Consider the following 14,800-nt stretch of genomic DNA (forward strand, 5'->3'; position numbering starts at 1 on the left):
ACTGTGGTTGTTCCCGGCCGCGACCGCGACCACGCCACGGAGCCCGGTGACAGTGGACGCCTGATCCTGAGCGGCGGTGCTGCCGATGCCCAGCTGCCCCTCGGCGTTACGACCCCAGCTCTCCACTGTCCCGTTGGAGAGCAGCGAGAGGCTGTGGTAGTACCCGGCGGCCAGGCTGTTGATATCACTGCCCGTCGCGCCGGGGATGGTCACGGGCTGGTACTTGGCGCTGGTGACGACACCGCCGAGCTGGTAATTGTCGTTGGCTCCCCAACCTTTGAGCCGTCCTTCCTGGGCGGTAGCGGCGGGTAGGACCGCCCAGGTCACGACGATGGTCAGCAGCGCCAGCAGGAGGGCACGTACCGGGGTATTGCGGCGCTGGCCGTTTAAGCGCACGTTCATTTGGCCTCCACGATCGCGTGACACAGGAGCAGCGAGAGACTTCTGCGCCACGGAGAACTGATGGGCCTCATGGGTAGCGGACATCGAATGCGCCGCGCACTACCTGAGCTTCGGGATCACCTGAACGGATGGTTAATCAAGCAGCCGTCGGAATATAGGATTCCGACGCTCCGTAGGGCGCGGGGCGACCGGAAGAGGCGGCCGTCGTCGGCGGTGCCGAACTCCTTGAGGTGGTCGCGGATCATGCGGACCAGGACGGGTGGGATGGGTACGGGCCGGGTGGCCTTCTGCGCCCGCTTCTTGAGCCCGCGTGTGTCGAAGGACTCCCCCGTGTCGGTCCAGCCCGATCCCGAGAGGGGTGCTGGTGGAGAGCAGGACTTCACCCCAGCCCTCCTCGGGGAGGGTGAAGTCGACCTCCCGCATGAGACCGCTCGGTGATCAGCCGCCTTCCGCGAGGGGTCAGACGGGCAGTTGTGTGAGTCAGGAGAACCTCCGGGCTCGTGAAGGCATCGGACGCCCCCACAGGTGCAGGCTGCCGGACCCGCGCTCTACTGCCAGGTCGCGGTGTCGGGGTCGATGCCGTGGGCGCGCGCGCTGGCGTCGACGATTCGACGGAACCATGTGGCAAGGCCGGCGCGGATGCCGTCGTAGTGGGCGGCGAATGCCGGATCGGCCTCATACCTGCGGCCGAGACAGACCTGCATCTGCCTGGTGAGGGGGAAGTACGAAGCAAAAACTTCGCGGTGCCGCTCGACGAGTTGATTCGCTTCCGGGCTACCAGGTGTGACGCCGGCGTCCATCGCATCCCCGAGGGCGCGGTCGAGGCCGGCAATGGCGTCGGCGATGGCCTGCCATTCCTCCGGGCCGCGAGAGGCTGAGCGTTCGGCGTACTGCAGCCATTGCGTCGTGTCTCCGTAGCGCTGACGGGCTTGGGCGGGCCAGTCCGGGTTCCACTGGGGGCCGAAGATCGCGGCCTGCTGGTCGACGGTCAGCAGCAGGCCGCGCTCGTGGGCGTCGATCATCCGGTCCAGTCCGGCGCTGAGCTGCTGGAGGCGGTCGATCCGTTCAGCGACCTGGGTGCGCTGCGCGCGCAGTGCGCCGGGCACGTCTGCGGGCGAGTCGTCCAGGACGGTCCGAATCCTGTCCAGGCCGAGACCGATCTCACGGTAGACGACGATGCGGTGCAGGCGTTCCAGATCACCAGCGGTGTAGAGCCGGTATCCGGCAGCTGTGCGCAGCGACGGTCGCGCCAGACCGATCTCGTCCCAGTGGTGCAGCGCGCGGACTGTCACGCCCAGACGCGTCGAGACCTGACCGACGGTCAGGCCATCGGCGTCAGTGGCATCAGGCATGCTCCCCATTGTCGCCGCGACCGGCGCCCGGTGGGGTGATCCCGATGGCTTCAAGGTTCCGCGCCTCCTGACTGGCCGGATCAAAGGGCTTCGCCGCAGTGAAAACGATCCGTGCGTTCTCGGGGGTGATCACCACTACATCGCGGGTGTTCCAGGGGGTATCGCGTGGACCATCGACCGAGTTCGGGCGCAACGCACGACAGGCCTCGACAAGGGAATCGACCTGGCTGAGCACACACGCGAAACTGAGGCTCACCGCTGGTGTCTGCTCCGGAACGCTCGCCGCCGGGACGAGGAGTACGTCCTGGAACGCCCACCGGCGCAGATGCACAAGCCTGCCGGGGATGCTGAACAGCTCGAAGAACCCGAGCCCACGACTCCAGAAGTCCACCGACGCCGCCAAATCGCTCGTGGGGATCGTCACGAACGCGGGCATTCCATAGATGCCACGGAACGGCTCCGGCGGAACCGCATCCGGGCCGGGGGCGGGCACGGGACTCATCTCGAACGCGTTGTAGTAGTCACTCATGCACCCCACCCTTCAGCCTCACGCAACGTGAGGGTCAAGCCGGATCCGTGAATCTCGCCTTACCTCCGACGATGCGACCGACGTTGTGGCCGGGTACAGCTAGCACGTGAGGGTGAGTCACCCATCGGGATGGCGTGGAGAGGAGGCGTCGGATGGCACGCACCGCGGAGGAGGTCGCGGCTGAGCTGCGAGGTCGCATCCAGCGAGCGGAACTGAGGGCCGGTGACCGGTTGCCGACGATGACCGGGCTGGTCGAGGAGCACGGAGTGTCCCGGCAGACGGTGAGGGAGGCCCTGAATCTGCTGAAGCGGGAGGGGCTCGTCGAGTACCGGGGAGGCCGCTCCGGGACGACCGTGCGGGAGCGGCCCGTGACCCGGCTGGTGCGATCCAGGGGTATGGAGCGGGATCATCTCGGCTACTACTCCGGTGCGAACGTCCAGCACTGGAGGCTGGTGCCGGGTACCCGGACGACCGTGACGACCGAGCCTGTTCCCGGCGATATCGCCGATCTGCTGGGCATCGAGGCGGGGACGCCCGTGATAGCCAGGAAGCGTCTGAACGGAGATCCGGAGAACGAGCTCCACCGGCAACTCACCGACAGCTGGCTCCATCCGGCGGCGGTCGAGGCCCTTCCGGTCCTTGCCGGGGATTCGGGGCTCGGCGGGATCTACGACCGGATCGAGGAGTGGGCGGAACAGCCGATCGTCTGGGAGGAGGGGGTGACCGCGGTGACTCCGAGTCCGGCGGAAGCGGGTGCGCTGCTGCTGCCTTCCGGTGTGCCGCTGCTCCGTGTCATCCGCACATCGACGGTGAAGATCGATGGCCGGCCGCTCGTCGTGGAGGCGAACGACATCAGGATGAGTGCCGAGCTGTTCTCCGTGCGCTATCCGATCACCAGGCGGGGAGCCGCGCGCTGGCCGGTGCAGCCGGCCAGCGCCGACTTCTATACGAACTGATCCAGGTCAAGGCCCGCGCCGTTCAGGCGTGGGCCTTCTGGTGCACCGCTGCCTACTGATCCTGCCGCCGCCTGCCCCCGAGGTCCAGAACCTCCTGGTGCGGTCGTGGTCGTTCCCGCAGACAGTGCGGTCACCTACCACCTGCCGTGTTCGGCTGACGATTCATCCGTTCATGGCAGGAAAAGCGGCATGAGGAACACTTCAGTCGAGGATGGCTTATTTATGACTGACGGCTGATATTTGCTGTTGCCAAGAAATGTCGGAGGCCCCTGATATGGTCGAAGTTTTCGACACGGGAACTCTACGCGGATAGAAGTAGCAGCGGAGTCAACAATTCCGTTTAGTGACTGAAAGTCGTTGAAAAAAACTTTGCCCACAGCGGACCGAAAGATGAAGGTGCAGGTCGGATGGTGTGCATCCGGGAGATGGTTGCCTAATTGATCACCTTCATGCACAGGAATTGTGTGTTTATCCCCAGAGTGGAGGCGCTTCTCCACACCCCCTGTGGAGAAGCGGATTGGTGTTGCCTCTTTCTGGTGCCACCATTGATGCCCACAGGGTGGCGAGGCCGCAAAGGAAAGGCGGCCCCCGCTGGCACGGGAGCCGCCCTGGCCGAATCCCTGGCTAGAGAGAAGGCCGTCTATGACAGTACCCACTGAGGCCAAAGCTTCCAATCAGGCGAAGCCGGACATCGCAGCTCGCCGCCCCTCCGGATCGCGTCGCTCCGGGCGTCGGCGGGGTGTGTTCTGGGGTGCTGCCGTTGCCGGAGTCGGGCTGATGGTGATGGCTATGTCGCACTTCGCCCCGTCTCTTGCCACCCCTGTGGCGACAGGGGCGACCGTTTCGGCGGTGCTCGTCCCGCTGGTGCAGGCCCGGATGAGGAGCGGTGACAGGGGGCAGCGGGAGGTTGACGAGAGTTAGCCGGAGGGGTCGACCGACCACATCGTGAGAAGCCTGCCCGGTCTGCCGGGCAGGCTTCTCGTGATACGGGCTCCGGGCGCTGCGCCGTGCGGTGTTCGTACAGGCGGGTGCCGGGCCGTCAGCCGCGCTGCCACCCCCGGCGTTTCTGGACCCCTCCAGGGGTATGACGAGCTGCGGCAGCGTCAGGAACGGGTCGTACCCCTTTCTCGGCAGTGGACGCCCGAAGAACGGAACGGCCCCGGCATAGGTGCGCCAGGGAGGAGGTCGATGTGCGCGGTTACCGCGATCTCGCAGATGACCTGCGGCGACGCATCGAAGAAGGGGAGTTCCGGGCCGGAACGACTCTTCCCCCGATCATCGCCCTGATGGACGAATACGGAATGGCTCGGCAGACCGTGAGGTCTGCGCTCGCCGAACTGGCGAACCAGGGGTTCGTGGTCGTCCGCAAGAAGCTCGGTACGCTCGTCCGCGACCGGAGTGTGGTGCGGATTCCCCTGAGCCGGTACGGCAGTGTCATGCGGCCGGGGAGGGACAGAGGGCCCTGGGAGGCGGCGTGTGCCGCGCAAGGTCTGAACGGCCGTATGGCGGTGGCCGATGTGGAACGCCTTCGCGCGGATGACGGCCTTGCCGCCCTCCTGGGCCTGCTGCCCGGCGCCGATCTCGTCTACCGTCGCCGGAACGCGCTCATCGGGGAGGAGATCATTCAGGTCCAGCACGCCTGGTACCCCAAGGCGATCGCCGAGCAGGCCGGCATCTCGGGTCGGAACAAGGTGGTCGGCGGGGTCTTCGGCGCCCTGATCGCCGCTGGACTCCCGCCTGTCAGCGCCGACGAGCGAGTGACCTCGGGAATGCCGACCGCCCATGAGGTCTCCCAGCTCCAGATCGGCACCGCCGTGCCGGTCCTGCGGGTGCAGCGGATCACGCGTACCACCGGTGGCGAGGTCCTTGAGCTGTTGAGGGTGGTGGCCCCCGCCGACAAGATCGAGTTGATCTACGACGCGCTTCCCCTCGGCCGCCGGCCCGACCTGAAACCCGAATGAGCCGCGAACGCCTGCCCGGAGGGCGGCGGGCGTCGCGGGCGGGCCGCTCAGTGTGTGCGCTGCCGCTCGGCTGTCTCCGCCGGCCGTCCGGCCGGGCCTTGGTCCTGTAGCTCCTGGAGAGGTCCCCCCCCTGGAGGTGCGGGCCATCCGCCCGGCACCGTCTCAGTCCGTCGTCCCGGGATCCTCCGCCTCCAGCAGCATCCGCTTCAGCAGCGCGTTCAAGGTGTCGCGCTCGGCCGGGGCGAGCGGGCCCACCAGGGTCGATTCGGCCGTGTCGCACAGCCGCATCGCCTCCAGCCAGCGGGCGTGGCCCGATGCGGTGAGTTCGACGCCGACCCGGCGGCGGTCGCCGTCCGTGCGGACTCTGCGGACCAGGCCCGACTTCTCCAGGGTGTCGATGCGTCCGGTGATGCCCGCCGGGGAGACCACCAGTTCGGCGGCGAGTTCGGACGGGGCGGCACGCCACGGCTCGCCGCGTGAGGCCAGCCGGTGCAGGGTCTCGAACTCGAACTCCTGAAGCTCCACTTCGGCCAGGGCTCTGCTCTTGGCCTGCTTCACATGCCTGGTCAGCAGCTGGATACGGGTGACGATCCCCTCCACCCGCTCGTCAAAGGGCGCTTTATTCCGCCAGCGGGCGATATGTCGGTCGACGGAGTCCTCCATCCGGTCATTGTGCTACGCCGCCGAGGAGAGCCACCGCAGATATTTCGCTAGCTAATATTTAACTGGCGAACTAACCTCCTCTCTCATGATCAACCTCTCGCCCTCGGTCCGGCTGCTGGCGGGCCGGAGCTGTGCCGTGCTCGCGACCGCGCTGATCCCGCTCACCCTGACGCTCGCCCTCGTCCGTACCGGTTCGGCCGCCGACCTCGGGCTGGTGCTGGCCTGTGAGCTCGTACCGATGCTTCTGCTGTTGCCCGTCGCGGGCGTGGCCGCCGACCGGCTGCCGCCCCGGCGTGTGGTGTTCGCCGCCGATCTGGTGCGGGCCGCCGCGCAGTTCGCGATCGCCGCCGAGCTGTTCTCCGGGCAGGCGCGTATCCCGGTGCTGGCCGTGCTCTCCGCGGTCACCGGAGCCGCCGTGGCCTTCGGTACCCCCGCCGTCCGTACGCTCGTCGTCGCCGTGATCGCCGAACCGGAACGGCTCCGTGTCAACGCCCGGCTCGGCATCGCCCAGGGGCTCGCCGGCGTCGCCGCCCCCGCTGTCGCAGGCGGGCTCGCGCTCACCGCCGGTGTGGGCTGGGCCTTTCTGCTCACCGGGGCCCTGTTCCTGGCCTCCGCCGCCACCCTCGGCCGGATCGCCGCCCCGCTCGCGCCCCCCGCGCCGCGGACCGCTTCCGGAACGACCGCCGAACGGCCGCGGACCGCTTCCGGAACGACCGCCGAACGGCCGGCGACCGCTTCCGGAACGACCGCCGAACCGCGCATGGCCGCCGAACTGCGCGAGGGCTGGGCCGAGATCCGCCGGCACCCCTGGTTCCTCGGCAATGTGCTCGCCCACGGCGTCTGGCATCTGGCGTCCGGTCTGCTGCTGACCCTCGGTCCCCTGATCGCCGTGCGCGACCTCGGCGGCGAGACGTCCTGGGTGCTCATCACCCAGGTCGGCACCGCGGGCATGCTGCTCGGTGTGTACGCCGCGGGCCGGCTGCCCGTCCGCCGTCCCCTGGTCGTCGTCGCCGTGGGCGCGGCGCTCTACGCGCTTCCGCTGCTCGCGTTCGCCCTGCGGCTGCCCGTGCCCGTGATCGCCTTCGCCCAGTTCGCGGCGATGGCCGGACTCGGGGCGCTGAGCCCGCTCTGGGAGACCGAGCTCCAGCGGCGGGTACCGCGGGAGAAGCTGGGCCGGGTCGGTTCCTGCGACACGCTGATCTCCTTCGCCGCCCGCCCTCTCGGTCTCGCCCTGGCCGTGCCGCTCGCCGCGCCGGCCGGTGCGGGGCTGCCCCTGGCGGTCGCCGCCGTCCTGGTCGCCGCCGCCAATCTGGCGGTGCTGCTGCTTCCCGGGGTGGCGAGCGCCGACTCCGGCCGGCCGCGCGGGCCGGCCGGAGTCGATCCAAAGCCTGAGTCCGCAGCGTGAACGAAGCCTGAGTCGGATCGGCCGCCAGGGCACCCAGGCCCCTCCCATCCCATTCGCCTCCCCCACCCTCACGCGATACGCTTTTCGAACAGAGGTTCGATGAGACTTTTCGGGGTGATTCGTACGATAGGGGTAGCGGGGTTCATGGCTGGAGGTGCGGCATGGAGGGTTTTACGCATCTGCATGTCGCGTCCGGCTACTCGGCCCGCTACGGCGCCTCCCACCCCCATGCGCTGGTCCAGCGGGCGGCCGAACGAGGCATGAGCGCCCTCGCGGTGACCGACCGGGATTCGGTCGCCGGAGTGGTGCGGTTCGCCAAGGCCGCCGGGGAGCGGGGCGTACGGCCGGTGCTCGGTGTCGATCTCGCCGTCGAGGCGCTGGTTCCGGTACGTCCGCACCGGCGGCCCGCCCCCGTACGCGGCGGCGCCCACCTCCAGGAGCCGCCCCTGCGCATCACCCTGCTCGCCCGCGACGCCCGGGGCTGGGCGGCGCTCTGCCGGCTGACGTCGGCCGCGCACGCCCGGCCTGTGGACGGCTTTCCCGTCGTCTCGTGGGAGGCCCTGCGACGCCACGCCGGAAGCGGTGCCGGAGGCGGTCCCGGAAGCAGCCCCGGAAGCGGGCTGATCGCCCTGCTCGGCCCCCTCTCCGAACCCCTGCGCGCCCTCTCCGCCGGACGGCCGGATCTCGCCGAACGGCTGCTCGCCCCCTGGCGCGAGGTCTTCGGCGCGGCCCTGCGACTGGAGGCCGTGGGACACGGCCGCCCCGGCGCCGGCCCCGGCTCGCTGCGGCTCGCCGCCCATACGCTCCGGTTCGCCGACCGGACCGGAGTGCCCGCCGTGCTGACCAACGCCGTACGGTACGCCGACGCCCGGCAGCACCGGACCGCCGATGTGCTCGACGCGGCCCGGCTGCTGCGCCCCGTCGACCGCCGCCGGCTCGACTCCGGGGAGCGCTGGCTCAAGGACCCGGCGGCCATGCGCGCCGCCGCCGGACGGATCGCCGAGGCGGCCGGGCTCGGCCTCGGTCGGGCCCGGGAACTGCTGGCGGAGACCGCCCGCACCGCGGCGCTCTGCCGGGTGGACCCCGTCGCCGACCTGGGCATCGGACAGCGGCATCTGCCCGAGCCGGGCACCGTCGGCGCGGTGGACGCCGCCGACGCCGCCCGGGTGCTGCGCGAGCGGTGCGAGGCCGGTCTGATCCGCCGTGGCCTGGACCGCGACCCCGCCGCCCGGTCCCGTCTCGAACAAGAGCTGGCACTTATCACCGAACTGGAGTTCGATACGTATTTTCTGACCGTCGCCCAGGTGGTCTCCGACATCCGCGAGATGGGCATCCGGGTCGCCGCCCGGGGCTCCGGGGCCGGGAGCATGGTCAACCACGTACTCCATATCGCCACCGCGAATCCGCTGGACCATCGGCTGCTGTTCGAACGTTTTCTGTCACGGCAGCGCACCGATCTGCCCGATATCGACCTCGATGTGGAGTCCGCGCGCCGTCTCGACGTCTACGACCGGGTCATCGAGCGGTTCGGACGGGAGCGGGTCGCCGTCACCGGCATGCCCGAGACCTACCGGGCCCGGCACGCGCTCCGGGACACCGGACTCGCCCTGGGCATCGCCCCCGCCGAGGTCGACCGGATCGCAAAATCGTTTCCCCATATCCGCGCCTCGGACATCACCGCCGCTCTCGCCGAACTCCCCGAGCTGCGGCAGCTGGCCGCCGAAGCCGCCCCGTACCGGCTCCTCTTCGAGCTCGCCGAAGGTCTGGACGCGCTCCCCCGGGGCATGGCCATGCACCCCTGCGGAGTGATCCTCACCGATGCCGCCCTGCTCGACCGGCTCCCCGTACAGCCGACGCCGACCGGCGGTTACCCCATGGTCCAGGCCGACAAGGAGGACGTCGAGGACCTCGGAATGATCAAGCTGGACATTCTCGGCGTCCGGATGCAGTCCGCGATGGCCCACGCCACCGCCGAGATCGCACGCGTCACCGGCCGCCGTATCGACCTCGACGACCCGCGCCAGGTCCCCCTGGACGACCCCGCCGCCTTCGAGCTCATCCGGGCGTCGGACACCCTCGGGATGTTCCAGCTGGAGTCCCCGGGCCAGATGGATCTGCTCAGCCGGCTGCGGCCCCGCGACCCGCAGGACGTCATCGCCGACATCAGCCTCTTCCGGCCGGGACCGGTCGCCGGGGGAATGCCCGAGCGGTATGTCGCCGCCCGCCACGGCCGCGCCCCCTCCTACGCCCACCCCGCGCTCGAAAGCGTGCTGTCCGACACCTACGGCGTGGTGATCTGGCACGAGCAGATCATCGAGATCCTCTCCCTCATGACCGGCTGCGACCTGGCCTTCGGCGATTACGCCCGGCGTGCCCTCAGCGACCGCGCACGGCTGCCGAAGGTACGCGACTGGTTCCACCGGCAGGCCGCCGCGCGCGGCTACCCGCCCGCCGTACGGGAGGAGGTCTGGGAGACCGTCGAGGCGTTCGGCGCCTACGGCTTCGCCCGCGCCCACGCCGTCGCCTTCGCCGTGCCCGCACTTCAGTCGGCCTGGCTGAAAGCGCACTATCCAGCGGCCCTCTACGCCGGACTGCTCGAACACGACCCCGGAATGTGGCCGAAACGGGTCATCGTCGCCGACGCCCGCCGCCATGACATCGCCGTGCTCCCCGTCGATGTCAACCGCTCCCGTCCCGAGTACACCGTCGAACAGACGCCGGACGGAGCCTGGGGCATACGGCTGGCCCTGGCCGGGGTGCGCGGGATCAGCGGGGAGGAGGTCGCCCGTATCGCCGCGGGCCAGCCCTACACCTCACTCCACGATCTCTGGCAGCGCGCCCGGCCCCACCGGCCGACCGCCGAGCACCTCGCCGACATCGGCGCCCTGGATCCGCTGCGCGGCCATCGCGACGGCCACCCCGGCGTCACCCGCCGCGATCTGCTGCTCCAGATCGCCGAGCTCCACCGCCAGTACCGGGGCCGGCCCATCGGCGATGGACAACTGCCCCTGAACGCGTACGCCCCCGCAGTCGGCACCGGAGCCGCAACCGCCGCCGATCCCTTCGCCGACTTCGCCCGGCAGAGCGCCGGACTCCCGGAGATGACCAGCAGTGAAGTCCTCGCCGCCGAACTCGGCATCCTCGGCATCGATGTGAGCGGGCATCTGATGGACCATCACCAGCGGCTGCTCCGCGAGCTCGGCGCGACGGACGCCCGCCGGCTGCGCGATGCCCGCGCCGGACGGACCGTACTGGTCGCCGGGGTGCGGGCCGCCACCCAGACCCCGCCCATCGCCTCCGGCAAACGGATCATCTTCGTCACCCTCGACGACGGCTCCGGCCTGGTCGACCTCGCCTTCTTCGAGGACAGCCACCCCGCCTGCGCCCATACGGTCTTCCACTCCGGGCTGCTGCTGGTGCGCGGAACCGTCCAGCGCAGAGGCGGACGCGCCACCGTCGTCGGGACGATGGCCTGGGATCTGGAGACGCTGGCGACGGCCCGGCGCGACGGCGGACCCGCGGCCGTGCACCGGCTGCTCGGCTCCGCCGGCCAGGGACCGGGGCAGGCGGAGCGCCGCCAGGGACCGGGGCAAGCCGCAGGCAGCCGGCGGCCGGTGCGGCGCACCATCCCCCAGGAGACCGGGGCGAGCCTGCACCCCTGGGCCGACCTCAGGCCCGCCGGCTCCGCGACCCCCGCCGCCCCCTCCCCCGACCTCAGAACCCTGGGCTACACCAGCCCCGGAAGCGCCGGGTGATCGCCATGACCGAACGGCAGGTGCTCCGTATCCACTGCCACCTGGACGACCAGGGATACGACCAGGGGTACGACCCGGAGCTGTACGAGCGACTGATCGAGCTGCTGCACGACTTCACCCCGCGCACCCAGGCGCTCCCGCCCGCCGACGCCGACTGCGATGTCACCGGGGCGCTGCGCTACTTCCGCACCGACCCGTACGGTCTCGCCCAGCTGATCCGGATGCGCGCGCTCGCGCTGTACGGAGTCGCCACCACCATCGGCTCCGGCCCCAACCGGATGCTCGCGGCCATGGCCGCCGACGCCACCCCGCCCGGCGAGGTCACCCATCTCGGCCCGGAACCGGAAGCGATCGCCGCCTTTCTGCGGCCCCGGCCGGTGGGCGCGCTGTACGGGGTCGGACCCGCGGTGGCCACCCTTCTCGTACGCCATGGACTGCACACCGTCGGCGCGGTCGCCGACACTCCCGTCGGCACCCTGCAACGCCTGCTCGGCCGCGTCCAGGGCAGGAGGCTCCATGAGCGCGCCCATGGCCTGGACGACCGGCCCGTCACCCCGCTCGAACCGGCCCGCTCCCTCGGCGCGGAGCACTCCTTCGCCCACGATGAGCTCGATCCGCACCGCCACCGCGAGGCCGTGCTCGCGCTGAGCGAGCACCTCGGCATCCGGCTGAGGGCGGAGCACCGCGTCGCCCGGCGGCTGACCCTGACGGTCCGCTACGCCGACCGATCCACCACCAGCCGTGGCCGCGCTCTCCCCGAGCCCACCGGCCACGGCCCCGCGCTGACCCGGGCCGGATACGACCTCTACGCGTCCCTCGGGCTCCAGCGCGCCCGCGTCCGCGGCATCGGGCTGCGCGCCGAGGAACTGCGGCCGGACGCGTACGCCACGGTTCAGCTCAGCCTCGATCCCGCCGACGACCGGGCCCGGCGCATCGAGTCATCGGCGGACCGGGCCCGCGCCCGGTTCGGCGAGACGGCGGTCCGGCCCGCGACCCTCGCCCGCCGCTGAGGTGCGGCCCGCGACCCCGAGCACGGTGGAGCGGCGTCCCCGTGCCTCAGCGGAGCTCCGTCACCGGGATGTGGTGCCGCTGGGCATGGAAGCGGATCGCCCGGGGGAGCGGCACGCTGTCCAGGAACGGCGTCAGCCAGCCGGTCCTGATGCGTATCTCCCCGGTGTCCGTCCTGCTGACCCAGCGGGGCTTCACAAAGGAGGGGAGCGGGGTGCCGTCCTCGCTGATCCGCACGGCGAGCCAGCGGGCCCCGGTGCGCAGATCCAGCTCAAGGGCCTCGATATCGGTCCAGCTCAGCACGGCGGCGTAACGGACGCAGAGCACGGTGATCCCGTCGTCGCCGACCCAGATCCCCTCGTATCTGCCGAACACCCCGAGGCTCCGCAGCAGCAGGAACAGCGGTACGAGCCCCGCCACGGACACGGCGACGGTGACCAGGACGCCGCCCGGACCGGATCCGGGGCCGAGCCGCTGCACTCCGGCGAGCCCGGCCGCGAGCAGCAGACTCCACAGCGACAGGAGCGCTCTGCTCCGCGGGCCGCGGACATAGGAAGGGGACTGAAGGGCGGTGGAGAGACCGGGCGAGCGCATCGGCGCGGGGGGCCGGGGGCGGTACGGCGAGACCGGCCATGAGGGCGGGCCGGGGGCCGGCTCCCCGGCCGGCCGCGAGGCCGGTATCACCAGGCCGGGGGAGGTGCTCCCGGGCGATCCTGGCGCGGCGCGGGTGGTGAAGATCCTCAGCAGCTCATCCGGGGTGGGCCGCTCGGCCGGCTCCTTGCGCAGACAGGCGAGGACCACCTCCCGCAGTCCGTCCGGCACTGCCGAGACATCCGCCTCCTCCGCCGTCACCCGGTGCGCCAGCAGCAGCGCGTCCCCGCTGCCGAACGCCCGTCCGCCCGCGGCTGCCACCAGCACCGCCCCGAGCGCGAACACATCGCACGCCCCGCCGACCGGCCGGCCGCGCAACTGCTCCGGAGCGGCGAACCCGGGGGTGCCGACGACGCTCCCCGCGGCCGTCAGCCGGGTCTCCTCCAGCACGCGCGCGATCCCGAAGTCCAGCACGCGCGGCCCGTCGTGGGTGAGCACGATATTGGCGGGCTTGAGATCCCGGTGGACCAGCCCGCAGGCATGGATCGCCTTCAGGGCCTCGGCGAGCCCGGCCCCCAGCGCCTTTAACCACCGTTCGTCGAACGGGCCCTGACGGTCGATCGCGTCGGCCAGGGTGGGCCCCTGGACATAGGCGCTCGCCATCCAGGGCTCCGGCGCGTCCGGATCGGCGTCCACCACGGCCGCCGTATGGAAGCCGCCGACTCTGCGGGCCGCTTCGACCTCCTGCCGGAACCGCGCTCTGTACGCCGGGTCCGCCGCGAACTCGGCGCGGATCACCTTGATGGCGACGGCCCGTCCGGAGGGAGAGCGCCCCAGATAGACCGTGCCCATGCCGCCGCTGCCGAGCAGGCGCTCGATCAGATACTCACCGATCCGCTCATCGGGCATCCCGTCCCCCTGTCTGCTTCCGCCGGTCCCGCCGCGACCGGCGTGGTGCACCATCGGACGCTGTCCGCCCTGAGCCGTATGAAGCGCCGTATAAAGCAGGGCATGAGGCGTATGTCTCCACAACGTCCCACAGGGTGCGGTCGTTCCGCCCGATCGCCGGCGGGGGAGAGGACCCGGCGCGGCGCCGCGTCAGCGGCCCCGGTCCGAGGTGAGCCGCCGGGCCGACGCGATCGTCGCGTACGCCTCCCGGGCGGACAGTCCCGTACCGATCGCGGCTTCGGCGAGGGCGTCGGTCAGCGTTTCGCCGATGCCGTTCTCGTACGCGCGGCAGGCGGCCCAGAACAGCCGGGTGTTCCGCTGCCCCTCGTGCGCCGCCAGCACGAACTGGACCAGACCCTGGCCCTGGCCTTGGCGGGAACCGCTTTGGGCAGGGTGGTGCGGGCGCGCGGGAGGCGCGATGAGGCGCAGAAGGGCGCGCGGACAGGGCGCGGGGGACCGCGCCGCGGTGTCCGGGGCGAACCGGTAGCCGCCACGGGTGGAGACCGAGCCGGGGCCGACCAGATAGCCGCCCGTGCCGCGGACGTCGATGCCGGGGGCGAGCCTGCCCGCGGAGTTCGGCACGAGAACGCCCGGCGGGCCGGTCAACCAGAGATGCCGGCCGCCGCTGGGGGTGAGGACCGTGACGGTCTCGGGGACGGTGAAGAGATGCCGGAGCGCCAGACGCCGGAGCGCGGCGAGAGAACCGGCCACGGAGTCGGGGGGTACGGAGCCGGGTGGTGCGGGGCCTGGGGGTACGGAGCCGGGCGGTACGGAACCGGGCGGTACGGAGCCGGGTGGTGCGGACGGTCCGACGTCGAGATCGATGCCGATCAGCCAGTGGGGCGCTCTGCCGCAGGCGATGCCGTACCCCGTCGCCCAGGGCGCGGCGGCGAAGAGGGCGCGGACCCCGGCCGGGTCGGCGGTGGCGTCATGGACTCCGTGCCCCGGCAGACCGCACTCGCCCAGACACCGTCCCGCCGCCGGATCGTCCCGGTGCGGCGAGGGCAGCGCCGGGAGCTTGGCGGGCGTCAGAGGGATCACGGCGAACCCGCGCTCCGCGGCGGCCAGAGCGTGGGCGAGGGCCAGATCGACGGGCTGCCGTTCAGCGATGGCCATCCTTCTATTTTCGTACATCCGTTCGAAGATCGGAAGACTGGCGGGAGCGGCGGCAGCGATTGACCGGAAATATACGGAAAAGCTGTGCCCCTTGTGACCACTGGTGCTCGGTTA

10 protein-coding genes and 1 pseudogene are annotated in these 14,800 nt (G+C 71.0%); 5 read left to right on the forward strand and 6 right to left on the reverse strand.

Annotated elements, in window-relative coordinates:
- The 3 genes and pseudogenes from FF041_RS37885 to FF041_RS14415 form a co-directional block, all read right to left on the reverse strand.
- Positions 1–402 (reverse strand): annotated as a pseudogene (locus tag FF041_RS37885) (RCC1-like domain-containing protein); the annotation flags it as partial.
- A gap of 548 nt (positions 403–950) precedes the next feature.
- The gene (locus FF041_RS14410) at positions 951–1,754 is read right to left on the reverse strand and encodes a MerR family transcriptional regulator (protein ID WP_153523213.1); all 804 of its coding nucleotides are present in this window, start codon (positions 1,752–1,754) and stop codon (positions 951–953) included.
- A complete protein-coding gene (locus FF041_RS14415) occupies positions 1,747–2,283 on the reverse strand; it encodes a VOC family protein (RefSeq protein WP_153523214.1) in 537 nt (178 codons plus the stop codon). The genes FF041_RS14410 and FF041_RS14415 overlap by 8 nt, the downstream gene beginning before the upstream one ends.
- Before the next feature lie 152 nt (positions 2,284–2,435).
- On the opposite strand from FF041_RS14415, the gene FF041_RS14420 reads away from it, so the two are divergent.
- Positions 2,436–3,239 carry a GntR family transcriptional regulator gene (locus FF041_RS14420; protein WP_153523215.1) on the forward strand — a complete coding sequence of 268 codons (804 nt, stop codon included), beginning with the start codon at positions 2,436–2,438 and terminating at the stop codon, positions 3,237–3,239.
- A gap of 1,190 nt (positions 3,240–4,429) precedes the next feature.
- The gene (locus FF041_RS14425) at positions 4,430–5,200 is read left to right on the forward strand and encodes a GntR family transcriptional regulator (RefSeq protein ID WP_153523216.1); all 771 of its coding nucleotides are present in this window, start codon (positions 4,430–4,432) and stop codon (positions 5,198–5,200) included.
- A gap of 162 nt (positions 5,201–5,362) precedes the next feature.
- Here the strand turns inward: FF041_RS14425 and FF041_RS14430 are convergent, their stop codons facing one another.
- Positions 5,363–5,863 (reverse strand): MarR family winged helix-turn-helix transcriptional regulator, encoded by a 501-nt coding sequence (locus FF041_RS14430; RefSeq protein WP_153523217.1) that lies wholly within the window; start codon positions 5,861–5,863, stop codon positions 5,363–5,365.
- Positions 5,864–5,948: 85 nt separating this feature from the next.
- On the opposite strand from FF041_RS14430, the gene FF041_RS14435 reads away from it, so the two are divergent.
- From FF041_RS14435 to FF041_RS14445, 3 genes are all read left to right on the forward strand, one after another.
- A complete protein-coding gene (locus FF041_RS14435) occupies positions 5,949–7,268 on the forward strand; it encodes an MFS transporter (protein WP_153523218.1) in 1,320 nt (439 codons plus the stop codon).
- Positions 7,269–7,429: 161 nt separating this feature from the next.
- Positions 7,430–11,023 (forward strand): DNA polymerase III subunit alpha, encoded by a 3,594-nt coding sequence (locus tag FF041_RS14440; RefSeq protein WP_153523219.1) that lies wholly within the window; start codon positions 7,430–7,432, stop codon positions 11,021–11,023.
- A gap of 5 nt (positions 11,024–11,028) precedes the next feature.
- Positions 11,029–12,033: a DNA polymerase Y family protein gene (locus FF041_RS14445; RefSeq protein WP_153523220.1), complete on the forward strand. Its 1,005-nt coding sequence runs from the start codon at positions 11,029–11,031 to the stop codon at positions 12,031–12,033.
- Between the two features lie 46 nt (positions 12,034–12,079).
- Here the strand turns inward: FF041_RS14445 and FF041_RS38975 are convergent, their stop codons facing one another.
- Positions 12,080–13,531, reverse strand: coding sequence for a serine/threonine-protein kinase (locus FF041_RS38975; protein ID WP_194292582.1), 1,452 nt, complete (start codon positions 13,529–13,531; stop codon positions 12,080–12,082).
- 189 nt (positions 13,532–13,720) lie between these two features.
- Positions 13,721–14,686, reverse strand: a complete 966-nt coding sequence (locus FF041_RS14460) for a bifunctional DNA primase/polymerase (RefSeq protein WP_153523221.1) — start codon at positions 14,684–14,686, stop codon at positions 13,721–13,723.
- Positions 14,687–14,800 lie beyond the last annotated feature (114 nt).

Origin of the sequence: Streptomyces jumonjinensis, from assembly GCF_009600885.1 — a bacterium.
GTDB classification, from domain to species: domain Bacteria; phylum Actinomycetota; class Actinomycetes; order Streptomycetales; family Streptomycetaceae; genus Streptomyces; species Streptomyces jumonjinensis.

Coding starts and splice junctions, on each gene's coding strand:
- FF041_RS14415 (WP_153523214.1), bottom strand. CDS start 2,283: ATGAGTGACTACTACAACGCGTTCGAGATGAGTCCCGTGCCCGCCCCC.
- FF041_RS14430 (WP_153523217.1), bottom strand. CDS start 5,863: ATGGAGGACTCCGTCGACCGACATATCGCCCGCTGGCGGAATAAAGCG.
- FF041_RS14435 (WP_153523218.1), top strand. CDS start 5,949: ATGATCAACCTCTCGCCCTCGGTCCGGCTGCTGGCGGGCCGGAGCTGT.
- FF041_RS14410 (WP_153523213.1), bottom strand. CDS start 1,754: ATGCCTGATGCCACTGACGCCGATGGCCTGACCGTCGGTCAGGTCTCG.
- FF041_RS38975 (WP_194292582.1), bottom strand. CDS start 13,531: ATGCCCGATGAGCGGATCGGTGAGTATCTGATCGAGCGCCTGCTCGGC.
- FF041_RS14460 (WP_153523221.1), bottom strand. CDS start 14,686: ATGGCCATCGCTGAACGGCAGCCCGTCGATCTGGCCCTCGCCCACGCT.
- FF041_RS14440 (WP_153523219.1), top strand. CDS start 7,430: ATGGAGGGTTTTACGCATCTGCATGTCGCGTCCGGCTACTCGGCCCGC.
- FF041_RS14420 (WP_153523215.1), top strand. CDS start 2,436: ATGGCACGCACCGCGGAGGAGGTCGCGGCTGAGCTGCGAGGTCGCATC.
- FF041_RS14445 (WP_153523220.1), top strand. CDS start 11,029: ATGACCGAACGGCAGGTGCTCCGTATCCACTGCCACCTGGACGACCAG.